Annotated in this window: 25 protein-coding genes; 22 read left to right on the top strand and 3 right to left on the bottom strand. The window is 35.8% G+C overall.

Annotated elements, in window-relative coordinates:
- Positions 1 to 8 precede the first annotated feature (8 nt).
- The 13 genes from KBI38_03255 to KBI38_03315 all read left to right on the top strand — a co-directional run bounded on the left by KBI38_03255 (position 9) and on the right by KBI38_03315 (position 13,308).
- Positions 9 to 1,163, top strand: coding sequence for a UDP-N-acetylglucosamine 2-epimerase (locus KBI38_03255; protein MBP8629083.1), 1,155 nt, complete (start codon positions 9 to 11; stop codon positions 1,161 to 1,163).
- A 144-nt stretch (positions 1,164 to 1,307) separates the two neighbouring features.
- Entirely contained in the window at positions 1,308 to 2,156 is an 849-nt protein-coding gene (locus KBI38_03260; GenBank protein ID MBP8629084.1) for a phosphate ABC transporter substrate-binding protein, read from the top strand.
- Positions 2,157 to 2,243: 87 nt separating this feature from the next.
- Positions 2,244 to 3,131 carry a phosphate ABC transporter permease subunit PstC gene (gene pstC, locus KBI38_03265; GenBank protein ID MBP8629085.1) on the top strand — a complete coding sequence of 296 codons (888 nt, stop codon included), beginning with the start codon at positions 2,244 to 2,246 and terminating at the stop codon, positions 3,129 to 3,131.
- Positions 3,131 to 3,988: a phosphate ABC transporter permease PstA gene (pstA, locus tag KBI38_03270; protein MBP8629086.1), complete on the top strand. Its 858-nt coding sequence runs from the start codon at positions 3,131 to 3,133 to the stop codon at positions 3,986 to 3,988. Before pstC ends, pstA begins: the two co-directional genes overlap by 1 nt.
- Before the next feature lie 29 nt (positions 3,989 to 4,017).
- The gene (locus KBI38_03275) at positions 4,018 to 6,063 is read left to right on the top strand and encodes a methyl-accepting chemotaxis protein (protein MBP8629087.1); all 2,046 of its coding nucleotides are present in this window, start codon (positions 4,018 to 4,020) and stop codon (positions 6,061 to 6,063) included.
- 106 nt (positions 6,064 to 6,169) lie between these two features.
- Positions 6,170 to 6,454, top strand: coding sequence for a septum formation initiator family protein (locus KBI38_03280; GenBank protein MBP8629088.1), 285 nt, complete (start codon positions 6,170 to 6,172; stop codon positions 6,452 to 6,454).
- A gap of 93 nt (positions 6,455 to 6,547) precedes the next feature.
- Entirely contained in the window at positions 6,548 to 7,021 is a 474-nt protein-coding gene (locus KBI38_03285) for an RNA-binding protein S1 (GenBank protein MBP8629089.1), read from the top strand.
- Positions 7,022 to 7,083: 62 nt separating this feature from the next.
- Positions 7,084 to 7,842: a threonine/serine exporter family protein gene (locus KBI38_03290; GenBank protein ID MBP8629090.1), complete on the top strand. Its 759-nt coding sequence runs from the start codon at positions 7,084 to 7,086 to the stop codon at positions 7,840 to 7,842.
- Between the two features lie 6 nt (positions 7,843 to 7,848).
- The gene (locus KBI38_03295; GenBank protein MBP8629091.1) at positions 7,849 to 8,313 is read left to right on the top strand and encodes a threonine/serine exporter family protein; all 465 of its coding nucleotides are present in this window, start codon (positions 7,849 to 7,851) and stop codon (positions 8,311 to 8,313) included.
- Between the two features lie 14 nt (positions 8,314 to 8,327).
- Positions 8,328 to 9,707 (top strand): tRNA lysidine(34) synthetase TilS, encoded by a 1,380-nt coding sequence (gene tilS, locus KBI38_03300; protein ID MBP8629092.1) that lies wholly within the window; start codon positions 8,328 to 8,330, stop codon positions 9,705 to 9,707.
- 4 nt (positions 9,708 to 9,711) lie between these two features.
- Positions 9,712 to 10,248, top strand: a complete 537-nt coding sequence (gene hpt / locus KBI38_03305) for a hypoxanthine phosphoribosyltransferase (protein MBP8629093.1) — start codon at positions 9,712 to 9,714, stop codon at positions 10,246 to 10,248.
- Between the two features lie 75 nt (positions 10,249 to 10,323).
- A complete protein-coding gene (gene ftsH, locus KBI38_03310) occupies positions 10,324 to 12,201 on the top strand; it encodes an ATP-dependent zinc metalloprotease FtsH (protein MBP8629094.1) in 1,878 nt (625 codons plus the stop codon).
- Positions 12,202 to 12,312: 111 nt separating this feature from the next.
- Positions 12,313 to 13,308: an asparaginase gene (locus KBI38_03315; protein MBP8629095.1), complete on the top strand. Its 996-nt coding sequence runs from the start codon at positions 12,313 to 12,315 to the stop codon at positions 13,306 to 13,308.
- A gap of 50 nt (positions 13,309 to 13,358) precedes the next feature.
- Here KBI38_03315 and KBI38_03320 read toward each other — a convergent pair whose 3' ends face one another.
- From KBI38_03320 to KBI38_03330, 3 genes are all read right to left on the bottom strand, one after another.
- The gene (locus tag KBI38_03320) at positions 13,359 to 14,114 is read right to left on the bottom strand and encodes a hypothetical protein (protein ID MBP8629096.1); all 756 of its coding nucleotides are present in this window, start codon (positions 14,112 to 14,114) and stop codon (positions 13,359 to 13,361) included.
- Positions 14,115 to 14,256: 142 nt separating this feature from the next.
- Entirely contained in the window at positions 14,257 to 15,651 is a 1,395-nt protein-coding gene (locus KBI38_03325; GenBank protein ID MBP8629097.1) for a HAMP domain-containing protein, read from the bottom strand.
- Positions 15,644 to 16,321 carry a response regulator gene (locus KBI38_03330; protein ID MBP8629098.1) on the bottom strand — a complete coding sequence of 226 codons (678 nt, stop codon included), beginning with the start codon at positions 16,319 to 16,321 and terminating at the stop codon, positions 15,644 to 15,646. The genes KBI38_03325 and KBI38_03330 overlap by 8 nt, the downstream gene beginning before the upstream one ends.
- Before the next feature lie 130 nt (positions 16,322 to 16,451).
- Between KBI38_03330 and KBI38_03335 the strand changes: the two genes are divergently transcribed.
- The 9 genes from KBI38_03335 to KBI38_03375 all read left to right on the top strand — a co-directional run.
- A complete protein-coding gene (locus KBI38_03335; protein ID MBP8629099.1) occupies positions 16,452 to 17,417 on the top strand; it encodes a biotin--[acetyl-CoA-carboxylase] ligase in 966 nt (321 codons plus the stop codon).
- Between the two features lie 20 nt (positions 17,418 to 17,437).
- Complete coding sequence (locus KBI38_03340) at positions 17,438 to 18,220, top strand: type III pantothenate kinase (protein ID MBP8629100.1); 783 nt, start codon at positions 17,438 to 17,440, stop codon at positions 18,218 to 18,220.
- Positions 18,221 to 18,233: 13 nt separating this feature from the next.
- Positions 18,234 to 19,208 (top strand): tRNA dihydrouridine synthase DusB, encoded by a 975-nt coding sequence (dusB, locus tag KBI38_03345; GenBank protein MBP8629101.1) that lies wholly within the window; start codon positions 18,234 to 18,236, stop codon positions 19,206 to 19,208.
- Positions 19,209 to 19,212: 4 nt separating this feature from the next.
- Positions 19,213 to 19,905, top strand: coding sequence for a type 1 glutamine amidotransferase (locus KBI38_03350; GenBank protein MBP8629102.1), 693 nt, complete (start codon positions 19,213 to 19,215; stop codon positions 19,903 to 19,905).
- 298 nt (positions 19,906 to 20,203) lie between these two features.
- Positions 20,204 to 20,680 carry a transcription elongation factor GreA gene (gene greA, locus KBI38_03355; protein ID MBP8629103.1) on the top strand — a complete coding sequence of 159 codons (477 nt, stop codon included), beginning with the start codon at positions 20,204 to 20,206 and terminating at the stop codon, positions 20,678 to 20,680.
- A gap of 31 nt (positions 20,681 to 20,711) precedes the next feature.
- Entirely contained in the window at positions 20,712 to 22,199 is a 1,488-nt protein-coding gene (gene lysS / locus KBI38_03360; GenBank protein MBP8629104.1) for a lysine--tRNA ligase, read from the top strand.
- A 184-nt stretch (positions 22,200 to 22,383) separates the two neighbouring features.
- Positions 22,384 to 22,899: a C_GCAxxG_C_C family protein gene (locus KBI38_03365; protein ID MBP8629105.1), complete on the top strand. Its 516-nt coding sequence runs from the start codon at positions 22,384 to 22,386 to the stop codon at positions 22,897 to 22,899.
- 21 nt (positions 22,900 to 22,920) lie between these two features.
- Positions 22,921 to 23,295 carry an iron-sulfur cluster assembly scaffold protein gene (locus KBI38_03370; protein ID MBP8629106.1) on the top strand — a complete coding sequence of 125 codons (375 nt, stop codon included), beginning with the start codon at positions 22,921 to 22,923 and terminating at the stop codon, positions 23,293 to 23,295.
- Between the two features lie 150 nt (positions 23,296 to 23,445).
- Positions 23,446 to 23,814 (top strand): hypothetical protein (locus KBI38_03375; GenBank protein ID MBP8629107.1); only part of this gene is annotated, 369 nt, incomplete at its 3' end.

Consider the following 23,814-nt stretch of genomic DNA (forward strand, 5'->3'; position numbering starts at 1 on the left):
AGCGGTATATGCAAAATGAACACAATAATTTTTTAATTGTTACAGCATCCATTGGGGCAGGCCATAATAGAGCGGCTCAAGCAATTGCCGCTGAAATAAAAGCTGAAAATCCGACAGCAAAGATTCATATTGTTGATTTTATGTCTACTAAGACAGCTTATCTTAATAATATGTTGAAATTGATATATCTAAAAATGCTAATGCTGTTACCGACGATGTATGAGCTGTTATATAATTGGAGTGGCGGTAATATCAAAGGAGCCTCTATTAAAAGATTATTAGCGGTTGCCATGAGAAAAGATATGGAAGGCTTGATAAAGCGTTATCAGGCTAAAACTGTTATTTGTACTCATCCTTTTCCTTGTGCGGCAGCGTCATACTTAAAAAGAAAGAAAACCTGCGATTTTTTATTAGCCGGAGTGATAACTGATTTTGCGATTCATCAGCTGTGGATATATAAACAAGTTGATTTGTACTTTGTGGCAAATGCTGAGTTAAAACAAAAATTAGTAGAAAAAGGCATTGAGGTTGGTGCTATTAATGTTACCGGTATTCCGATTGCCCTTTCTTTTAACGTAGTGCAAGATAAGGAGAAAATTGCCCTGAAACTAGGCCTTGATTTGAATAAACATATTATTTTAATTATGGGTGGCGGCTTAGGGATGGGTGGGGTCAAGGATACCTTGCAGAGTTTAGAACAGCTGGCTGAAGAAATTCAAATTCTCGTTGTGGCGGGTGAAAATGACTGTCTACAAGACAGTTTGCAAAAATTTGCGTTAAAGTCACGGCATCATATTAAAATATGGGGTTACTCTGATAATATTCAAGAATTAATGGCAGTAGCACAGCTGTTAATCAGTAAACCCGGTGCACTAACGATTAGCGAAGCTTTAGCGATGGAATTGCCCATGATCTTATGTGAACCGATTCCGGGACAAGAAAAAGAAAATGCACAGTTTGTTGAAACTAAAGGTGCGGCGGTTTGGGTTAAAAATAAAAAAGATATTCCGGAAGTTGTAGCGGAATATTTAAAAAATAAGCAAACTCTGTTAAAGATGAGAAGTAGAGCCAAGGAATATAAAAAACCATTGGCGGCCAAGGAAATTATCAATATTATTTTTAAAAAGATTAACAGTAAAATAAATAATGTAGTAGAGTTATAAAAATAGATTGTTGCAAAATTTTGCGGCAATCTATTTTTGTTTTTAATGCAGAAGTTAACAATTTCTTAACAAAGTCTTAACACTTAAAACTAAAACTTATCTTACAATTTAATTAAGTTAATTAAAAAAATTGGAGGAAATAAAATGAACTTTTTACAAAAATCAAAAAAGATTATTGCAGTAGCAACCTTGTTGTCAGGTTTGGCGTTATTTGCCGGTTGTGGCGGACAAAAAGCAGAAGAGGCTATTAGTGGAACAGTAAGTGCTTCCGGTTCAACCGCATTATTACCATTGCTGAAACCGGCGCAAGAAGAATTTCATAAAAAACATGAAAAAGTAACTGTCAACATAGCGGGGGGCGGTTCTTTTACAGGGATGAATCAAGTAGCCGCGGGAGCGGTACAAATTGGTAACTCTGATGTTAATTTACCGGCTGACTTTAAAGATAAAGGTTTAGTTGACCATAAAGTTGTTGTGTTGCCGTTCGTCTTTATTGCCAATAAAGATGTTAATGTTAATAACTTAAGTGCTGAGCAATATGTAAATATCTTAACCGGTAAGATTACGAACTGGAAGGAAGTTGGTGGGAAAGATCAAAAAATCACTATAATCCACCGGGCGAAATCATCAGGGTCAAGAGCGACAATTTCAGAGACAGTATTAAAAGGTGCTAACTTTACTGATAATGCGATTATCCAAGACTCTAATGGGGCTGTGAAAACAGCGATTGCCAGCACACCGGGAGCGATTGGTTATGTTGATGCTCCGTATGCTGACGATACGATAAAAATTCTTGACTTTAATGGTGTAAAATATTCTGCTGATGCAGTAATAAATGGAACATATCCGGTGTACTCCTACGGGCATATGTATACTAAAGGAGCTCCTACCGGTGCAGTAAAAAGCTTTATTGACTATGTTATGAGCCCTGAGTTCCAAGATGTATATGTGGAAAAAGCAGGCTTCATTCCGGTTACAAAAATGAAAAAATAATCCGGTTTGTAATAGATGATAAAAGCCCGCTGAATGCGGGCTTTTATTGCCTTAAAGAATAGTAGTTAAAGAAAGAGGTAAGTAATTATGATGGCGATTGATAACGATCATAAAATAAAACTGCTGTGTGATAAATACATAAAATACTTATTTATAGCTTGTGCCTTTTTTATGACAGTCATTATTTTCTCGATAATTTTATTTATCGGTAATCAAGGCTTAATGACGTTTAAAGATGTTGGTGTTATTGAATTTTTCTTCTCTAGTAAATGGGATCCTTGGGCCGGAGAATATGGAGCGGCTAGTTTTATTGTTGGCTCTATCACGGTAACGCTATTGGCAATTATTATTGGTGGGCCATTGGGCTTAGCCGGTGCCGTTTTTATGGCGAAAATTGCACCGAAATGGGTTAGAGAACTAATGAGACCAGCGACTGATTTATATGTTGCGATTCCTTCGGTAGTTTATGGATATATTGGGTTAACTTTATTTATTCCGTTTTTTCGAGATGTCTTTGGCGTTACTACCGGGTTTGGGGTATTTGTAGCCGGAGTGATTTTAGCAATTATGATTTTGCCAACTGTTATCAGCATTTCCGAAGATGCGATTAGAGCAGTGCCAAAACCGTTGGAAGAAGCGTCTTTAGCGCTGGGGGCAACAAGATGGCAAACTATCTGGAAGGTTTTATTGCCAGCGGCATTACCTGGAGTTTTAACTTCAATCATTTTAGCAATGGCGCGAGCGATTGGGGAAACAATGGCAGTGCAAATGGTTATTGGTAATACTCCGTTGTTATTAAAAGGATTATTTACGCCAACCTCGGCCTTGACTAGCAATATTGTTGTAGAAATGGGTAATACCCCGTTTGGTTCAACTTGGGGCAACTCTTTATTTTTGATGGCGCTAGTTTTATTGATAATATCCTTAGGGATGATTTTAGGAATTAAAAAAATTGGGGCAAGGAGGGGCTTTTAATGTCAGCAAAATTTAAAAATAGTCTTGCGACGTTTTGCTTATATCTGGCCGGTGGTTTAATTTTTGCAATCTTGCTATCTTTTTTAGGCTATATCTTATATAAAGGGTTGCCGGTGTTATCGTTTGATTTTATTTTAGGGAAACCTAGTGATATTGAAGCGGGGGGCGGAGTTGGTCCGCAATTATTTAATTCTTTTTATATTTTATTATTGTCAATGTTAGTTTCAATACCCCTAGCGATTGGTGCTGGAGTTTATTTAGCGGAATATGCTAAAGAAACCAGATTGACAAAAATTATCAGATTAAGTACGGAAAGTTTAGCAACAGTTCCTTCAATTGTATTAGGGTTGTTTGGAATGATTATTTTTGTTAATTTTTTAGGCTTTGGCTTTAGTATTATTGGTGGTGCGTTAACGTTATTACTGTTAAATTTACCGATTTTGGTCAGAGTAACTGAAGAAACGATTAAAACTATTCCGCCTAGTTATCGAGAAGCATCGTTGGCACTAGGGGCGACTAAGTGGCAAACTATTTGGAAGGTGGTACTGCCAAATGCTTTGCCGGGGATTATTACGGGGATTACGTTAACGGCTGGTCGAGCTTTGGGCGAAACGGCAATTTTGATTTTTACAGCTGGTACAACGGTTTCAAGACATCTGTTTGATACTGACTTATTTGCCGGTGGTGAGACTTTAGCAGTGCATATGTGGTATTTGATGTCAACTGGCTTAGTACCGGATCGGGATCTGATTGCAAATGGTATTGGGGCCTTGCTGGTGATAATGATTTTAGTATTTAATTTTTTATTTGCGATTCCGGCAAGAATATTACAAAAGAGAATGGGGACAATGAAGTAAATAATACTAATACATAGGAGCTGAATGCGTTGATACTTCAAAAAAAGATATTGTCAATATTAGAAAAAGTCACGAAGTTGAAAAAAATTAAAGCTGAAGATATCAAAGATTTTTTTAATTTAATCAGTACTAAAGCGGCATTATTTACTTTACTTGTATGTTTCATTCCGAGTTTTATTATTGGCAGTTACTTTATTAATCAAAGTATGGAGTTTTTAATGGAGGCGGCCGGTAATAATAATAAAAAAGTTGCGGAGCTAGTGGCAAATGATATCGGCAGTTATATTATCAATAAGAAAAATTTTATGATGGTATCGGTCGGTAATCAGGCAATAAAAAGTATGACATTGCAGACTGCAAAGCCTTATTTGGAAGAACTTAAAACTTATTATGGAAATGATAATGCTTTAAGTATTTCAGATAAACAGGGGCAGAAAATTTATTCAACACACTCTCAACTAGGTAATAAGCTTAATCTGCAAAAATTAGAAAAACTCTGGCAGTATAATATGATTTTTGATACTGATTTACACAAGGATAATATTGGTAACTTCAGTATCAATGGCAGTATTCCAATTTATCGTGATAATAATGAGATGGCCGGTATTTTATCTTTGGATATTCCGTTGCAAAATATCAATGTCTTAATAGAACAAGTACTAGCGCAAAATCCTAGTTATGGCATTATGCTTATTAATGGTAACGGTGTTCCTTTGTTCAGCCAGAATAATACTGAGGCCGTAAAAAATAAACAAGTTTTAGAATTTGACTTTGTAGCTAAAGCGGTCAAAGAAAAGAATGGTACAATGCAAAGCTTGATAAGAGGAGAAGAATATCTTGTTGCTTTTCGGCAAATTGAAAATACTGATTTTATCGTTGTTACAACATATCCTAAGGCGTATGTAACAGCGGTAGCTAATAATATGGCACAGCAAGGGTTGCTATTTTTGTTAGGGATTATTACTATTACAATGGTGCTGGGAATGATTTTATCAAAAAAAACCTTAGCGCCGTTTGGTTATATGGTAAAAGGGGTTAAGGCGGTAGCAAACGGTGATTTGGCTTATCGCTTAAAAATTAATAGTAAAGATGAGTTTGGTTTATTAGCGCAAGGTTTTAATAAAATGAATGAAAATTTACAAGAACTAGTAAGCTCCGTACAGACCTCATCGGTTTTTATTAATAAAACTACGAATATGGCTTTAACTGAAAGCATAACTGCCAGAAATAATAGTAATAAAGTGGTTGATTTTGCTAAGGTAATGCTTAATAAAATTGAAAATCAAAGTGAAAAAACTTTGATTGCCAAGCATTCTTTAGATGAGCTTAATGATATTACGAAAAAAGTAGTAGCAGGGATGGCGACAACATTAACTACAACTAAGCAATGTGTAAATATTTCTAATGAGGGTAAAAACTCTATTAACAATACGATTGTGGCAATGAATAATATTAAAGAGCAAGTTTCGCAGACTGTTAGTACGGTTGAAAATTTAGATAACAGTGTTAAGGAAATTAATAAAATCTCAGACACTATCAGTATGTTTGCTAATCAGACTAATTTATTGGCGTTAAATGCCAGTATCGAGGCTGTTCGTGCCGGTGAATATGGTCGTGGTTTTGCAGTAGTGGCGGAAGAAATCCGAACTTTAGCCGAACAGTCAAAAACTGCAACAGCACAAATTGCGAAAATAAGTACTAATGTTATGGTAGCGACGCAACAAGTCATTGTTCAAATGCAAAGTAGTGGGTTAAAGGTTGCGCAGGGGGCGGAAATTGTAAAAACCACCGATATTGCATTTAATGAAATTAATGCGGCAGTGCTGACAGCGCAACAACAATCTGACATAATTTTCAATCAAGCGGAAGAACAAATTCAATTATTTGATACAGTGCGTAAGCAAGTTGAATTTATCAATGAACTTGGTTATGATAATAGGGAAAGTGCTAATGAAATTGTCCAAATTATTAATAAGCAGAAGAATAATATTGCTGAAATTAACACAGCTAACGAACATTTATTAAATTTAGTTAAAGAATTTGAGGTATTACTTAATAATTTCAAATTAAATTAAAAGAATAATTGCCATCTGAAGATAAACCCAATATAATGTAGTCGTGGAGTTATGACTATTTTATATTGGGTTTTTGCAAGGTATTTTATCAAGGATGGTGAGTGTAATGGCGAAAGGTAAATTAATAAATATAATATTTTACAGTTTTATCTTTGCGGCACTGGTTTATTTCGGTTGCATTACTTATCAACATCAAGTTAAATTAAATGATATTGCCACAGAAAAAGAAAAAGTCGGTAAAACCTATTTGCAATTGGAAGAAGAAAATAAATTATTAGCACAAGAAAAAATAAAACTTGCTGATAATCAATATATTGAAAAAATTGCCAGAGAAGATTTAGGTTTGGTGAAAAAAGGCGAAACACCAATAATTAAGTCGAGTAATAATTAGGTTGTCAGTGATGGTATTTCTTGACACCTTTTATTCTCAAAGGGTATAATTTAGAAGTGTAATGTGAACAAATAAGGAGGAAGTTTGATTAGTATGTCCATCGAAGTTGGCAGTGTGGTTGAAGGCGTTGTTACCGGAATTACTAATTTTGGTGCATTTGTCGAGTTACCAGAAGGAAAAGTTGGTTTAATTCATATTTCAGAGGTTGCGGATGTTTATGTTCGTGACGTAAAAGATTTCCTAAAAGAACAAGATTCAGTAAAGGTAAAAGTACTATCTGTTGATGATCGAGGGAAAATTGGCTTGTCGATCAAACAAGCAATGCCGAAAAGCGCACCAACAGTACCGAAACTCGATAATAGACCGGCAGTCGGAGAAGGAAGCTATCAACAGGCACCAAGAAGAACTGCAGCCAACGATTTTAAGAAACCAAATCGTTTTAATACTCCTTCTTTTGAAGATAAGTTAAGCAGGTTTTTAAAAGATAGTGATGAAAGATTATCTGACTTGAAGAAAAATACAGATTCAAAACGTGGTGGCCGTGGTGGCGCCCGCTATGCAGATTAATTAAAACAGGGTGATACCCTGTTTTTCTTTTTAAATTTTTATTTATTTGAAGAGGTGAGGTAATGCAACAAAAACTGACGGAAATTGTTAGAATTGCTACCTTGGCTGGAGAAATATTACTAAAAAATGGAGCAGAAACGTTTAGGGTAGAAGATACTATGGAACGAGTAGCAAAAGCTTGTGGTGCTTATCGTGTCGATACTTTTGTAACACCAACGGGGGTGTTTATTTCTATTCGTCAAGAAAATGGTAAAACTCTAACGGGACTGAAAAGAATAAAGAAGCGACGGATTAGTTTAGATCGTATAGCCAAAGTTAATGAGGTTTCAAGAGCTTTAGTGGAAGGTCGAGTTGATTATCAAACTGCCTTGGAACAATTACGACAAATCGCCAAAGCAAAGAATACTTTTTCTTGGCTCACGGCAATTCTTGCTTCGGGAGTGGTTGGCTCTGGTACGGCAGTAATTCAAAACGGCGGAATTGGGGAAGTGCTGGTGGCTTTTTTGGCGGCAGCGTTAGTTCGTTCAATTGCTCATTTAATTGTCAGATTAAATGGAGTGCCATTTGTCTTTGAATTCTTAGGCGGGGCAACTACTGCTTTATTAGGAGTTTGGGCGTGTAAATTTTATCCTCAGCTATATTTAGATGCGATTATTGTTGGTGGAATTATGCCGATGGTTCCAGGGGTAGCAATTACTAATTCTTTGCGAGATTTGATGGCGGGATTTTTATTGACCGGTGTTGCACGAGGGATGGAAGCGATGGTAACAACAGCAGCGGTAGCGATGGGCGTAATGATTGTCTTGGCCGGTTTAGGGTGAGGTGTGATGATGATAGTAAAAATAATAGCTGTATTCTTCCTCTCTACTGCTATTGGAATTATGTATCGTATTCCGCGTAAATTAGTAGCTTATGCCGGATTAGTTGGAGTAGTAGCTTGGATTGTTAAGGTTATGGTTGAAAGTGGCTTGCATAGTCCAATTTTAGCAACTTTCATTGGCAGTGTTGCAATTGGTCTTTCAGCAGAAATTTTGGCACGAATATTGAAAAAGCCAGCTTCTATTTTTATTATTCCCGGTTTTATTCCGTTAGTTCCCGGTGGCAGTGCTTATAATACTATTGTCAAAATGGTGCAAGGTGATTATATTAGCGGTGTTACGATGGGGATGAAAACTATTTTAACTGGAGCTTCGATGGCTTTTGGAATTTTTATCAGTGCGACGATAGTACGCTTGATTTTAGATTATAAAAATAATAAATATGAAGAAATAAATGCTAATGATGATCATTAAAGACGGTGAAAAAGATGTTAGATAAGGTTAAAACTTGGTGTTTAAAACACCACTTAATAGATAATAACGATAAGCTGATTGTAGCCTGCTCCGGAGGGCCGGACTCATTGGCAATGTTAAATATATTACAGCAACTGAGCCAAGAATTTAATTTAACCTTGATTGTTGCTCATTTTAATCATAAGCTCAGAGGGCAAGAGTCTGATGAGGATGAGGCTTTTGTCAAAGCCTTTGCGCAAGCTAATAACCTGACCTTTGCTAGTACTGGCGTTGATGTTAATCAATATTGTCAAAACAATAAACTTTCGCTAGAAGAAGGCGCTAGAATATTACGTTATCAATATCTTAGAACCTTAGCGCAGCAACATCAGGCTGATAAAATTGCTGTGGGGCATAATAAAGATGATCAAGCTGAAACGGTTTTACTTAATTTATTAAGGGGGGCCGGAAGTTGTGGAATAGCTGGAATTAGTGCTAAAAGTTGTGATATAATAAGACCGTTATTGTCTACAACCAGAACTGAAATTGAAAGTTATTGTCAGCAGGAAAAGTTAGTACCGAGAATTGATAAATCTAATTTGGAACCTTGTTATTTGAGAAATAAAATTCGACTAAAGTTATTACCACAATTATTGCAATATAATAATTCAATCGTTGAGACTTTATGGAAGACGGCTGAAATTATTGGAACGGAAAATGACTATCTTGCAACAGAAGCGCAAAAAGTTTGGACTGAGGTAATCAGTATAACTGATGAGATTATAGTGGTGAAAAAAGGCTTGTTTAATAATCTGCATAAAGCGCTACAACGAGTAATAATTCGCCAAATTATTGAACAAAAACAAGGGCATACTAAGGGTATCAGCTTTGAGCATATTGAAAAAGTAATAAATTATGTTGCTACCACTAAAAGCGGTGGAATCATAGAATTACCGCAACAGCTCTTAGTGGAAAATAAATACCAAGAGTTTCAATTTTATTTTGCCACTGAAAAACATAAATTACCGCAAATTATGGCGCAAGAACTGCCAGTTTCGGCAACTACGATCTTACAAGGCTTTTCAGGGATGATAAAAGTAGAAGTGCTTGATAATTATGTAAAGCCTTATGATAATCAAGCTATCTTCGATTATGATAAAATAGTATTGCCACTGTATGTCAGAAGTCGTAAGGATGGCGATGTTTTTAAGCCACAAGGGTTTAACGGTAGAAAGAAATTGAAAAAGTTTTTTATTGATCAGAAAATAGACCAAGACCAAAGAGTTATGATACCATTACTATGTGACAGTACTAATCAAATTTTATGGGTACTGGGTTATCGACAAAGTTCAATAGCGTCTATTGATGAAACAACCACAAAATATTTATTGTTAACAAAGATTCAGGGAGTGTAAAAAAATGATTAACGATGTAGAAAAAGTATTATTAAGTGAAGAGCAATTATCACAAAAAATTGCCGAGTTGGGAGAAGAAATCAGCAAGGATTATCAGGGGAAAGAGATTGTTGCGATCTGTGTGTTAAAGGGCGCAATTTTATTTATGGCTGATTTGGCTAGGGCTGTGAAAGTTCCAATGGCACTTGATTTTATGGCAGTATCAAGCTATGGCAATGGTACTAGCACTAGTGGCACCGTGAGAATTTTAAAAGATTTAGATAATAGTATTGAAGGAAAACATGTCTTAGTAGTAGAAGATATTATTGATTCCGGAGTAACTTTAAAGTATTTATTGAAAAATTTAAAATCACGCAAACCGGCAAGTATTAAGCTTTGTACACTACTAAATAAGCCGGAACGTCGTCGCGTGGAAGTTGATATTGATTATTGTGGTTTTACGGTACCGGATTATTTCTTGGTGGGTTATGGACTTGATTACGCTGAAAAATATCGTAATTTACCGTTTATCGGTATTTTAAAACCTGCGATATATGAATAATAGTTATTAATTGTTTTAAAAAGACTTTAATGATATAATATAAGAGGTTTATTTTAAACAGAAGGAGGTAATTAATTGAATAAATTTGTCAAAAATATAGGCTTTTATTTACTGATAATATTAATTGCTATTTCAGCAATTGATTATTTTTCAAGCCGTGTTGCTGTGAAACCTGAAATAAATTATAGTGAACTTTTAAGACAAGTTCAGGAGCAAAATGTTAAAGGTGTAACCATTGTGGAAAACAGTATCAAAGGTCAATTGGCTGATGGTACGGAGTTTACAACCGTAGCACCAAATGATCCTAACTTAATTAATACTCTTCGTGATAAGGGTGTAGAAATTAAAGCGGAATTACCACCGCAACCACCATGGTGGACAGGAATTTTTTCCTCGTTATTACCGATGTTATTGTTAATTGGGGTATGGTTTTTTATCATGCAACAAACCCAAGGTGGCGGTAACAAAGTGATGTCCTTTGGTAAAAGTCGGGCGAAGCTTAATAGCGAAGAAAATTTAAAAGTAACTTTTAAAGATGTTGCTGGTGCTGATGAAGCGAAGCAAGAGTTAGAAGAAGTTGTAGAATTTTTAAAATATCCGAAGAAGTTTAACGATTTAGGTGCTAGAATTCCCAAAGGGGTATTACTGGTTGGCCCGCCGGGAACAGGAAAGACGTTACTGGCTAAAGCTGTTGCCGGTGAATCTGGGGTACCATTTTTCAGTATCAGCGGTTCAGACTTTGTAGAGATGTTTGTCGGCGTTGGTGCTTCTAGGGTTAGAGATTTGTTTGAGCAAGCGAAAAAAAGTGCGCCGTGTATTGTTTTTATTGATGAGATTGATGCGGTTGGACGTCAACGTGGTGCCGGCTTAGGCGGGGGACATGATGAGCGTGAACAAACTTTAAATCAATTATTAGTCGAAATGGATGGGTTTGCGGCTAATGAAGGCATCATTATTATTGCAGCAACTAATCGACCGGACATTTTGGATCCGGCATTATTAAGACCGGGTCGTTTTGATCGACAAATTGTGGTGGATCGTCCTGATGTAAAAGGGCGCGAAGAAATTTTAAAAGTCCATACTAAAGGAAAACCGATTGGCGATACTGTTAATTTAGCTGTTTTAGCGAGAAGAACACCGGGCTTTACCGGCGCTGATTTGAGTAATTTAGTAAATGAAGCGGCGTTGTTAACAGCACGACGTGATAAGAAAAAAATTGAAATGACCGAGATGGAAGAATCCATTGAACGAGTTGTGGCTGGACCGGAGCGTAAGAGTAAAGTTATCAGTGATAAAGAAAAACGCCTGACTGCTTATCATGAGGCTGGTCATACTTTAATCGGCATGATGTTAAAGCATACTGATCCGGTACACAAAGTTTCCATTATACCGCGTGGACGTGCCGGTGGTTATACCTTGATGTTGCCGAAAGAAGATCGCTACTATGCAACGCGAAGCGAGCTTTTAGATCAATTAAAGACATTTTTAGGCGGCCGAGTGGCGGAAGAAGTTGTTTTAAATGAAATCAGCACCGGTGCGCAAAATGATTTGGAGCGAGCTAGTAGCTTGATTCGTAAAATGATTACAGAATATGGGATGAGTGATGTGTTAGGGCCGATTACTTTTGGACGCAAGCAAGATCATCAAGTGTTCTTGGGACGTGATATTTCAAGAGATCGAAACTACAGTGAAGAAGTTGCTCATGCTATTGATAAAGAAGTTAAAAAGTATATGGAAGAAGCTTATGTGGAGTGTCGTAAAATGTTAAATGAAAACATTGATAAGTTACACTTGATTGCTAATGCGTTGATTGAGCGCGAAACTTTAGAAGCTTCGGAATTAGAACAATTAATGAAAACAGGCTCTTTAGATGATAATGCTAAGGGTGCTAGTGAAAATGGTGAAAATTTGGTACTAAATATTACTAGCAATATTGGTTCAGACAATAATTAAATAATATTAATTAGTAAAACTTAACAGCAGATGATGTCTAAGGTGAATAATATGAAAATATTTTCACCAAGATATTATCTGCTGTTCATTAATGTAGTAAGGGTGGTTTATATGGCGGAAATTTTATTAAATTATACGAGAGCAGGCAAGGTGGAGAGTGTTCACTATGGAGATTTTGTAGTAGTTGATGTTAATGGTAAAATTATTGATTCAGTAGGAGAACCACACAAAAAAATGTTTTGGCGTTCAGCGGCGAAACCATTTCAAGCCTTACCGTTTGTGAAAGAAGGCGGGGTAGAACGTTTTAATATTACGCAAGAAGAATTGGCGTTGATGACTTCTTCACACAGTGGGGAGGAGTTTCATGTTAAATTGGTTAATGAGTTATTAGAGAAGGTTGATCTTGATGTTAGTGCCCTTGATTGTGGTCCGGCGACCCCAATGAGTAGTAAAGCAGCAAAAGCATTGACAGCTCAAGGCTTAAGACCAGAAGCGGTTCATAATGCTTGCTCCGGTAAACATTCTGGAATGCTAGCATTAGCTCAAGCGATGATGGTTGAGGTTGAAGGTTATACCAAGCCTGATCATAAAGTTCAGCAAAAGATGATTGAAGCGGTAGCAAAAAGTACTAACCTAGCGGTAAATGAAGTTGAAATCGGCATTGATGGTTGTGGGGTTCCGGTTTTTTATTTGCCGTTATATAATATGTCATTAGCTTATGCCAGACTGGCTCAGCCAGAAGCAGGTCAGTGGGGTGAAGATGAACAGGATATTAAAACTATTCGTGATGCGATGATTGCACATCCGTTAATTGTTTCTGGAACCGGTAGAATTGATTCCTTGGTAACGCAAATTACTAAGGGGCGTATTATTGCCAAAATTGGTGCGGAAGCGGTATATTGCTTAGCTGCGGTAGACAAAGGCTGGGGAATAACTTTTAAAATTCAAGACGGCTCTTTTAGAGCAATTAATCAAGTTGTTATCGGAATTTTAAAACGGTTGAATTTGTTAACGGCTGAAGAATATGCACAGTTAGTAGAAAAGTTTCCACCGATTTTAAAAAATCATCGTGGAGATGTTATCGGCACAATTGAAGTAGGTTTCTAAATAAAATGACCAACCGGCGCTTATGCCGGTTGGTCATTTTTATCATATTATTAGTTATTCATCGGGCAGTTTGCAGGATCTCTTGGAGGGTTATTATTACCTTTGCCCATATGATGTGGAGTGTTTTTCATCATACCATGGTCGCTAAGCATTCCTCTACCGTCCATAGGGGGAAGTTTATCGGCATTTTCTGCTAGAATATTTTCAAAAGCTGTTTTGTCGATGCCTAATTGTAAAGCAATATCGAACCAAGTATTATTAATAGCTTTCAGATTGAGCACTTCATTAATATTTTTATTGGTCTTTGTTGCTAAAATTCCAGCGACAGAAATATCTTTTGGTAGATAGCCATTAGCTAATAAATTATCGACCGTAGTTTTATCCAAATTAAAAGCTGTGGTTAATCTGGTACTGGAAAGCTCATTAGCGGTAGTTTTCAGTTGTTCCGGTGTTATATTAAGATTTTTTTCGATTTCTGGCCAAGTAGTTGCTGCTGTTTTTAAAGTTATAACTTCGTCCAATGTTTTGCCACTAGCCTTTGCTAAAAAAGCGGCATGATGAATATCTCTGAGGTTATAACCTTTATTAAGATAACTGTCAACTGTTGCTTGATTTAGATTTAAACATTCTGCAAAATTACCCCAAGTGCTCATATTGTTAGGCATTTTGTTATGTATTTTTTGTCTCGGACTGTTAGAGTCATAACCATAAGGCATCATTCTATTAGGGGTGGTAAGGGCAACGGCACTGATTAAAATAGCACTGCCGGCTAAACCTAATAATATATTTCTAGTAGTTGTGTTCATAATATATTCCTCCTTGGTGGATATTTATAATTTGTTATATATCCTTTTCTCACTTTTATTATATGAATATATTGTGACAAGATTATGACAAAAATAATAAAAAAGCAAGGTTGCAAAAATTTATATTTTACAACCTTGCTTTTCAGCTTTTAAAGGGCAAATTGATGGTGAAACAAGTTTCCACATTAGGGGTGCTCTTTACGGTAACGGTACCCTTCATAGCTAGTACCAACATTTTCGTAATGGCCAGACCTAAGCCGGTTCCGCCTTCTTTACGATTGCGAGATTTATCGGCTTTATAAAATCGATCCCAAATAAACGGTAAATCGTTAGCGGTAATGCCAATACCATTATCAGTAATAGTTATCTCTAAAAAATCTTTATTTTTACTAATGTTAACAGCAATTGTTCCGCTGATAGGAGAATACTTGATTGCATTACTCATAATATTGTTTAAAACTTGCTGTAAGCGTTGTTGGTCAATGAAAAATTCGTTGAGATTATCATGGATGGTTAACTGTAATTGTAAATTTTTCTCTTTCATTAAAGATTGGTAGCTTTCGAAATGCTGGCGTAGATACTTCGTAGCATTTATTTTTTCATAGTGAAAAGACAACTGTCCTGATTCTAACTGAGCTAAGTTTAGTAAATCAGAAATAAGTAAATTCATGTTTTTATTTTCGAGAAGAATTTTTTGGAGGTATTCTTGCTTTTTCTCCGGAGCTTTGACTAGGTCATCTAACAGTGTTTCTGTTAAAGCTTGGATAACTGCAAGTGGTGTTTTTAAATCATGGGTGACATTGGCTAAAAACTCACGCCGATTGCTGTCTATTTTCTCTAATTTAATTGCCATCTCGTTAAAGGCTGAGCCTAGTTGACCGACCTCATCATCACTTAGTACAGTAGCACGTGCTTGATAATTACCGCTGGCAAAATTTGCTGCTGCTTGTGAAATATTACTGAGGGGCTTGGTAATATTGCGTGAAATAATAAATGATAATAATGCTGTTAAGATAATACTGATGATAATAACATATGATAACAAAGTGGTTAATTCATTGGCATTTTTGTTGATGCCCATAATTGGGGTATAGAGAAATAAGGCTTTATCAGGTGTTTCTGGTAAAGGGATGGCGATAATGATAGAAGGATCCATGTGATGGCGACCATTATGGAGCCAAGATTGGGGAGTGCCATTAAACAGAGCTGTTATTTCAGTAGCCTCCTCCGGAAAAACGTTTTCCCAGCGACGCGGAGCTCTGCCATAAAGTGTTTGTCCGCTTTTATCAGCAATCCATAAATTAGAGCCACTTAAATCTCCAAGATTATCTAACAACGGTTGAGTGATGATGTTTTGTTGTAGTGCCGGTTGAATTATTTTAGTCAGTGCAATACCGGTATTAAAAAGTTCATGACGTTTGGTATCGATAAGATGATTTAATGTCAAATGATACATTGATAGACCTAAGGCAAAGGCTAGGACGAAAATAATTAAAATATTTGAAGCTAATATTTTCCCGAAAATAGATTTAATCATGTTTTAATACCTCAAATTTATAGCCAAATCCTCGGCTTGTTTGAATGTAGTGGTAGTGAGGATGTAGTAATTTTTGTCGCAAACGTTTAATCGTAGCATCGACCGTTCGTTCATCTCCTTCGAAATCATAGCCCCAAATATTAGTTAATAATTTTTCGCGTGAAAATGTTTGTTTAGGGTGCTTTAAGAGGAAATATAATAACTCAAACTCTTTTGGAGTTAAGGTAACTAAAGCATCAGCAATTTTAACATTTTTATTGTTTAAATCAATGCTCATACCGTCAACACTAATGATGCCATCGGTACCGGCTAAATTGCTCCGACGCATAACGGCCTTTACTCTGGCGATTAATTCTCGGGGGCTAAAGGGTTTGGTAATATAGTCATCGGCCCCTAAAGCAAAGCCGGCTATCTTATCTTCTTCACTTGTTTTGGCAGTAAGAAAAATTACCGGCACCTCTCGCTCAATGGCGCGACATAGTTCTAAGCCACTCATTTTCGGTAACATAATATCTAAGATTAATAAATCAGGCTTTTCTGCAATTTCAAGCTCTAGCGCAGTATCGCCATCTAAAGCCGTTAAAACGCTATAACCTTCTTTTTCTAAATATATTTTTACAACTTCGATAATGCTTTCTTCATCATCAGCAATTAATATTTTCATAATAATCACCACCCTCTATATTATTGCCTAAATGCTAACATATTTTATAATAATATGCTAGAAAATTAGTATCGTGAAATAATGTTTTATTTGTGATATACTATCTTAAGCTTGTAAGGGTATGGGGGTGTAGATTTTGCGTAGTAAGGTCTTAACTTTATTAAAAAATAGTCAAGGTGAGTATATTTCCGGTGAAGAAATCGCCAGAAAACTCCAAGTATCGCGGACGGCGATTTGGAAACATATTCGAGACTTGAAAGAAGCCGGCTATCTGATACAGTCGCATTATCGTAAAGGGTATAGTTTGCAGAGCGCACCGGATTTATTGTTGCCGGAAGAACTTAAAGCTAATTTAAAAACCAAACTTCTTGGAAGTGAGATACATTATTTTGATGATGTTGATTCAACTAATAATATTGGTAAGTTAATTGCTGCTAAAGGGTGTTTAAATGGCAGTGTTATTGTTAGTGAATCTCAAAATAAAGGACGTGGGCGCTTAGAACGTGGTTGGTATTCGCCGAAAAGTGCAGGGATTTGGTTTTCGGTAATTTTAAAACCGAAAATGAGCCCGCAAAATGCTCCTAAATTTACATTGTTAGCAGCGGTAGCAGTGGCAAGGGCAATAGAAAATATTACCGGAATAAAGTGTGGAATTAAATGGCCAAATGATATATTATATGATGGTAAGAAATTAGTCGGTATTTTAACGGAGATGAATGCAGAAATAGATTGTATTAATTACATTGTTATTGGCATTGGGTTAAATGTTAATAATGAAGAGTTTCCCGAAGAATTAACATCTATTGCGACATCTTTAAAAATGATTAAAACTAAAACTTTTTCGCGTCTGGCATTATTAAGTGAGATTTTAGAACAATTAGAGCAAGAATATCAGAAAGTATTGCTAGATGGTTTTGCTGATACCTTCAATGCTTGGCGAGAGTATTCGGCCACGCTAGGTAATGAAATTAAAGTATTGGGGATTGAAGAACAATTTAGCGGAAAAGCCCTTGATATTGATGAAGATGGAGCGTTATTAGTAGAAACAGAGGCTGGCATTAAAAAAGTTTTAGCTGGCGATGTTTCCATTAGACCAAAGTAAAAAATAGTGAGGTATCTTTAATGTTATTAGTATTTGATATTGGTAATAGTAATATTGTACTGGGTGTATATAAAGATGACATTTTATTAAAGCATTGGCGTATTTCAACTGATCGTCAGAAAACCGGTGATGAATATGGAATGCTACTTAATAATTTGTTTAATTTTAATGGTTTGAAAATTAGTGATATTGAAGCAATTATTATTTCCTCGGTTGTTCCGCCACTAGTTGTACCACTTTCTAAAATGTGTCAGCGTTATTTTAACATTGATCCGTTGGTAGTAGGGCCTGGCATAAAAACTGGGATAAAAATTAAATATGAAAATCCTCGTGAAGTTGGTGCGGACAGAATTGTTAATGCAGTGGCCGCTCGCGAAAAGTTTCCGGGTAGCTTAATTATTGTTGATTTTGGCACAGCTACGACTTTTTGTGCGATTAATAATGAAGGTGATTATTTGGGGGGAGCAATTGCTCCGGGAATTGGAATTTCTAGTGAAGCCTTGTTCCAAAGAGCGGCAAAATTGCCGAGAATTGAACTTGTTACCCCTAAATCGGTGATTTGTCGTAATACTATTACCAGTATGCAATCAGGAATAATTTTTGGCTTTACCGGTCAAGTTGATGAGATTGTCAGACGAATGAAAACCGAAATGAATGAAGAAGCGACAGTTATTGCTACCGGTGGTTTAGCTAATTTAATTGCTAAACAATCTACGACCATTGATAAAGTCGAACACTTTTTAACATTAGATGGTTTGTGCATTTTATATAAACGCAATGCCAGTAATATGCGTGATTTTTAAATAGGAGAATTAGATGAGGATTGGGAATATTGAAATAGCTAATCCTGTTATTTTAGCACCGATGGCTGGTGTTACGGACTTACCTTTTCGTATTTTAGCAAAAGAATTGGGTTGTGGCTTGGTCTATACTGAGATGGTTAGTGATAAAGGGATTAATTATCGTAACTGTCACACTCTAGAGATGTTAAAGACTGATTGCCGAGAACGTCCGGTGGCACTACAATTATTTGGGGCGGAGCCTCAAAGTATTGCGAAAGCTGCTAAGTATGTTGAAAGCTTAGGGGTTGCAGATATTATTGATCTTAATATGGGTTGTCCGGCGCCCAAGGTTGTTAAAAATAATGAGGGTTCAGCATTGATGAAGGAACCGTTGTTAGCCTTTGAAATCATGAAAGCGGTGGTCGAGGCGGTAGATTTACCGGTCACGGTGAAGTTTCGTAAGGGTTGGGACAATAATAATGAAAATGCGGTAGAAATGGCTCAATTAGCTGAAAAAGCCGGGGTTTGTGCTGTTGCGGTGCATGGCCGAACTAGAGAACAATATTACTCTGGTCAAGCTGATTGGGATATTATCAAAGAAGTTAAAGCGGCAGTTAGTATTCCGGTGATTGGTAATGGTGATATCAGAACTTGCCAAGATGCCAAGAAAATGCTTGAAAAAACAGGCTGTGATGCGATTATGATTGGTCGTGGCTGTCAAGGTAATCCTTGGATATTTCAACAAGTTAGTACTTTTTTAAATACCGGTCAGATAATAAATCAACCTAGTATTGAAGAACGAGTTGACTTGATAAAAAGACACTTAGCCATGTTGATTGAATTAAAGGGCGAGTATATCGGTGCACGAGAGATGCGCAAGCATGCAACTTGGTATACTAAGGGTTTACCGTTCTCGGCTGATTATCGGTTACGCTTTAATCAAGCAGAAAGTGAAACTGATTTTCATAAAGTATTTGCTGATTTATTAAAAAATTATCATAAGGATTGATAAGATGAGAATTCACTACTTACAACATGTTCAATTTGAAGGATTGGCTAATATACAACAGTGGGCGAACCTTAAAAATCATAGTATCACTGCTACAAAAATGTATGCAGGTGAAGCTTTACCGGCTGTTGACGATTTTGATTTTTTGATTGTATTGGGCGGTCCGATGAATATTTATGATGAACAAGAGTTCCCGTGGTTGATTAAGGAAAAAGAATTTTTGCGGGAAGTTATTGCTCAGGAGAAAACAGTGCTGGGGATTTGTTTAGGCGCTCAATTATTAGCGGCAGTATTAGGTGCGGAGGTTATCAGCAATCCTGCAAAGGAGATTGGTTGGCTGAAAGTAAAAACTTCAACTGAAAGTATGCTTAAGAATATTTTGCCGGCTGAGTTTATGGCTTTTCATTGGCACGGTGATACCTTTTTATTGCCTAAAGAAGCAACGTTGTTAGGGAGTAGTGAGGGTTGTAATAATCAAGGGTTTGAAATGTTTAAAGGAAAAGTAGTTGGTGTGCAATTTCATTTAGAGTCTAATGTAGATAGTATTGAAGCCCTACTAACTAATTGTGAATCTGAACTTGTAGCAGGACCACATATTCAAAGTAGTGCTGAAATAATTCAAGGTTATCGGCATTGTGCAAATCTTTATGATAATATGGTAAAACTATTGGATTACATGGAAAATGCTACAATATAAAGAGATATTTTGTAAAAATATTGACAAAAGTACTAAAAAAACTTATAATATATGACAATAAACTGGTAGCTGAAAAAGGTAATTTTGATAATGCTTATTGAAGATTATTCTTACCAAAAATAAGTCAAGTTTATAGAAAAAGGTTGAGTTTTATAACGATAAAATAGTGTCAAGTTTACTTGACACTATTTATATTATGTTAATTTATGTTGAAAAATTCACTGCTTTTTAAAGATAATACTGTGACGATAAATAATAGTTACTAGAGAAAAAATGTATTTAAAAGGGGCGCAATTTAATGGCTGAAAAGCAAATAATGCTTACTGAAGAAGGCTTAAAGAAGCTGGAAGTAAAACTAGAACATTTAAAAACAGTTCGTAGAACACAAGTAGCTGAAAGAATTAAACAAGCTATTGAGTTTGGTGATATCAGTGAGAACTCAGAGTATGAGGATGCTAAAAATGAACAGGCATTTATTGAAGGAGAAATCATGACTCTGGAAAAAATGCTGAGAAATAGTCAAATTATTTCTGATGCCGATAAGAATAAAGATGAAGTAAGATTAGGTTGCACAGTTAAAATAAAAGATATAGAATTTGATGAAATATTAGAATATAGCATAGTTGGTTCGGCGGAAGCAGATCCGACAGAATTCAAAATTTCAAATGAATCTCCGGTTGGTCAAGCAATTATTGGTCAAAAAGTTGGAAAAGTTGTTGAAGTACAAGTTCCGGCAGGAGTTTTAAAATATGAAATTCTTGAAATTATAAGATAGTTAGAAGGTTTGACCTGAAGGAGAGTTTTAAATGAGTGAAAATAATGAACAAAAAGTTCAGGTAGAAGATTTAAATGAGTTGATGAAAGTTCGCCGTGAAAAATTGGCGGCGATAGAACAAGCGGGAATTGAGCCGTTTGGTCGTCGTTATGAAATTTCTCATCACGCCCAAGATATTTTAGAAAACTTTGAAAGTCTAGAAGGCAACAGCGTTAAAATTGCCGGCAGAATTATGACTGTACGCGGTCATGGTAAAGCCAGCTTTATTAATGTTGCTGATATGTCAGGTAAGATTCAAGTTTATTTGAGACAAGATGTTTTAGGTGAAGAGTTATACGGCAGATTTAGTTTGCTAGATATTGGTGATATTATTGGAGTTGAAGGGTTAGTCTTTAAAACACAACGTGGTGAAATCAGTGTGAAGGCTACAAATTTTGAAATTCAAGCAAAATCGCTTAGACCATTGCCGGAAAAATTCCATGGTCTTAAAGATGTGGAAACACGTTATCGTCAACGCTATTTAGATTTGATTGTAAATCCTGATGTAAGAAATTCTTTTGTAATGCGTAGTAAAATTATTAAAGAATTAAGAAACTATCTTGATAATCAAGACTTTTTAGAAGTTGAAACGCCAATGATGCATCCGATTGCCGGTGGGGCAGCGGCTAGACCGTTTGTTACTTATCATAATGCCTTAGATATGAATTTATATATGAGAATAGCACCAGAACTTTATTTAAAACGCTTAATTGTTGGTGGTTTTGAAAAAGTGTATGAAGTGGGCAGAGTTTTCCGTAATGAAGGTATTTCTATCAGACATAATCCGGAATTTACTTCCGTAGAATTATATCAAGCGTTTGCTGATTATAATGATTTGATGGCATTAACAGAAAATATTGTAGCTCATGTAGCGCAAGCAACATTAGGCACAACTAAAATTAATTACCAAGGAACAGCGATAGATTTAACGCCAAGCTGGACTAGAATGAGCATGGTTGAAGCGGTAGAAAAATATACAGGGGTTAACTTTAATAATGTTACGACCTTAGAGCAAGCACAAGCAGAAGCGGCTAAACTAGGTGTGAAATATGAGAAAAAAGATGGTATTGGTGGTATTTTAAATAATATTTTTGAAGATAAAGTTGAAGAGCATTTAATTCAACCAACCTTTATTACTGGACATCCAACAGAAATTTCACCGTTGGCAAAACGTAATAAAGATAATCCGGAAATCACTGATCGTTTTGAAGTATTTATCTATGGACGCGAAATCGCTAATGGCTTCTCGGAGTTAAATGACCCGATTGATCAAGAAGGGCGCTTTATGGAACAAGTTCAACAACGTGAGTCGGGCGATGATGAAGCTCACATGATGGATCATGACTATGTTACAGCACTAGAATATGGCTTAGCGCCTACTGGTGGCTTAGGGATTGGTATTGATCGTTTAGTAATGTTTTTAACTGACAGTGCTTCAATTAGAGATGTATTGTTATTTCCGCATATGAGACATAAATAAACTGCTAGAGCAGGTTGTATTTTAAAATTAAAATAACTGTAATTGATACTATTCAGTAGTGTTTAAACTATTGAATAGTATTTTTTTTGTTCAATGTGACTAAAGTCTTTGACAGAAATATTGTAATGCTTTAAGATGATTTAAGACATATGTCGAAAACTATTTTTAATATTGAGGAGAATTTATGAGTACAGATACTAATTTATTAAGTGGAAATCAATTTAATGAGCAGGCTGAAACTTATTTAAAATCAGAGTACGGTATAAAGGCGATGGGATTATTTAAGAATGGCTATAATTGTTCACAGGCAGTGTTTTTGGCATTTGCTGACAAATATGAGTTATCAGAGGAAGTAGCTTTGAAAATTAGTTCATCTTTTGGTGGTGGAATGGGGCGATTGCGCGAGGTTTGTGGTGCCGTAACAGGGATGTTTATGACTACTGGTTTAGTATATGGCTATACTGATCCGACCGATCATGGTGCAAAAACTGAACATTATAAAAAAATTCAAGCTTTAGCAACTAAGTTTGAGGAAATTAACAAATCAATTATTTGTAGAGTTTTATTGGGGCTGGATGTGAAGAAAGACCAACATATTCCTGAAATCAGAACGGCAGAGTATTATAAAAAAAGACCTTGTGCAGAATTGGTAGGTATTGCTGCCGGTATTATGGCTGAATATCTTGAAACTAAAAAATGATTATCAGAAAAGAGGGATAGGATGTTTGCCGAATATAATAATATTGTCATTGATCATTTTATGACACCACGAAACTCCGGCATTATTGAAAATTATAATGCTGAGGGTAGTTATGGTGACCCTGAATGTGGAGATTCTTTAAATGTTTACCTGAAGGTAGAAAATGATATTATTATCGATATCAGTTTTTTGGTGTTTGGTTGCGTAGCGGCTATTGCGACTAGTAGTATGATTACTGAATTAGCAAAAGGATTAACGCTAAAAGAAGCCTTGCTGTTACAGAAAGATGATGTTACAACTGCCTTAGGTGGGTTGCCTGAAAATAAAGTTCATTGTTCGTTGATTGGTATTACTGCTCTACAAAATGCTATTGAAAATTATTATTCCAAAAAATAATTTTGATAAGGCTAAATTATGTTTTTACATTAAAAAATAGTAAAAATATACCTTTTCCTATAAAAATCTGTTATAATACATTATAAATAACGGATTTTGGTGCTTGTTATAATAGTTAAGAGTTAATCTACTTTATAGCTGGAGGATGAAATGAGGTATTTTTTAAGTAAGATCGGCTTTGGTAAAAAAATTGAAGATGAAGAGCTAGAAGAAGTTAGTATCGATACCTTTATTAATACTTATTACCCTGAAATAAACTATGAGTTGGAAGAATTGAGTATTCAGTTAGTGAAAAATGATGTTAAAGACTTTTTTTTAAAACTTAATAAGTTTTTTGATAACGAAATACTGCTTAATTTAGGTGGAGATTATGGTGAAATTAAGAAAAAGTTGAAAAATTTGCAGTCGCCGGCTGATAGTGAAAAAATGATGTTTTTTGTGCCGGTTGATGAAGTTAAAGAACCGTTGGTGTTGGAGTTTTCGCTTAATGAAACATATACTTTAAGTGAAGCTGAGTAC

This window comes from Negativicutes bacterium, assembly GCA_018052945.1.
Classification (GTDB): domain Bacteria; phylum Bacillota; class Negativicutes; order JAGPMH01; family JAGPMH01; genus JAGPMH01.

What these genes read in the sequence shown, in the direction of transcription:
- KBI38_03255 (MBP8629083.1), top strand. Translation starts at nt 9, where the DNA reads ATGCAAAATGAACACAATAATTTTTTAATTGTTACAGCATCCATTGGG.
- KBI38_03260 (MBP8629084.1), top strand. Translation starts at nt 1,308, where the DNA reads ATGAACTTTTTACAAAAATCAAAAAAGATTATTGCAGTAGCAACCTTG.
- pstC (MBP8629085.1), top strand. Translation starts at nt 2,244, where the DNA reads ATGATGGCGATTGATAACGATCATAAAATAAAACTGCTGTGTGATAAA.
- pstA (MBP8629086.1), top strand. Translation starts at nt 3,131, where the DNA reads ATGTCAGCAAAATTTAAAAATAGTCTTGCGACGTTTTGCTTATATCTG.
- KBI38_03280 (MBP8629088.1), top strand. Translation starts at nt 6,170, where the DNA reads ATGGCGAAAGGTAAATTAATAAATATAATATTTTACAGTTTTATCTTT.
- KBI38_03285 (MBP8629089.1), top strand. Translation starts at nt 6,548, where the DNA reads ATGTCCATCGAAGTTGGCAGTGTGGTTGAAGGCGTTGTTACCGGAATT.
- KBI38_03290 (MBP8629090.1), top strand. Translation starts at nt 7,084, where the DNA reads ATGCAACAAAAACTGACGGAAATTGTTAGAATTGCTACCTTGGCTGGA.
- KBI38_03295 (MBP8629091.1), top strand. Translation starts at nt 7,849, where the DNA reads ATGATGATAGTAAAAATAATAGCTGTATTCTTCCTCTCTACTGCTATT.
- tilS (MBP8629092.1), top strand. Translation starts at nt 8,328, where the DNA reads ATGTTAGATAAGGTTAAAACTTGGTGTTTAAAACACCACTTAATAGAT.
- hpt (MBP8629093.1), top strand. Translation starts at nt 9,712, where the DNA reads ATGATTAACGATGTAGAAAAAGTATTATTAAGTGAAGAGCAATTATCA.
- KBI38_03315 (MBP8629095.1), top strand. Translation starts at nt 12,313, where the DNA reads ATGGCGGAAATTTTATTAAATTATACGAGAGCAGGCAAGGTGGAGAGT.
- KBI38_03320 (MBP8629096.1), bottom strand. Translation starts at nt 14,114, where the DNA reads ATGAACACAACTACTAGAAATATATTATTAGGTTTAGCCGGCAGTGCT.
- KBI38_03325 (MBP8629097.1), bottom strand. Translation starts at nt 15,651, where the DNA reads ATGATTAAATCTATTTTCGGGAAAATATTAGCTTCAAATATTTTAATT.
- KBI38_03340 (MBP8629100.1), top strand. Translation starts at nt 17,438, where the DNA reads ATGTTATTAGTATTTGATATTGGTAATAGTAATATTGTACTGGGTGTA.
- dusB (MBP8629101.1), top strand. Translation starts at nt 18,234, where the DNA reads ATGAGGATTGGGAATATTGAAATAGCTAATCCTGTTATTTTAGCACCG.
- KBI38_03350 (MBP8629102.1), top strand. Translation starts at nt 19,213, where the DNA reads ATGAGAATTCACTACTTACAACATGTTCAATTTGAAGGATTGGCTAAT.
- greA (MBP8629103.1), top strand. Translation starts at nt 20,204, where the DNA reads ATGGCTGAAAAGCAAATAATGCTTACTGAAGAAGGCTTAAAGAAGCTG.
- lysS (MBP8629104.1), top strand. Translation starts at nt 20,712, where the DNA reads ATGAGTGAAAATAATGAACAAAAAGTTCAGGTAGAAGATTTAAATGAG.
- KBI38_03365 (MBP8629105.1), top strand. Translation starts at nt 22,384, where the DNA reads ATGAGTACAGATACTAATTTATTAAGTGGAAATCAATTTAATGAGCAG.
- KBI38_03370 (MBP8629106.1), top strand. Translation starts at nt 22,921, where the DNA reads ATGTTTGCCGAATATAATAATATTGTCATTGATCATTTTATGACACCA.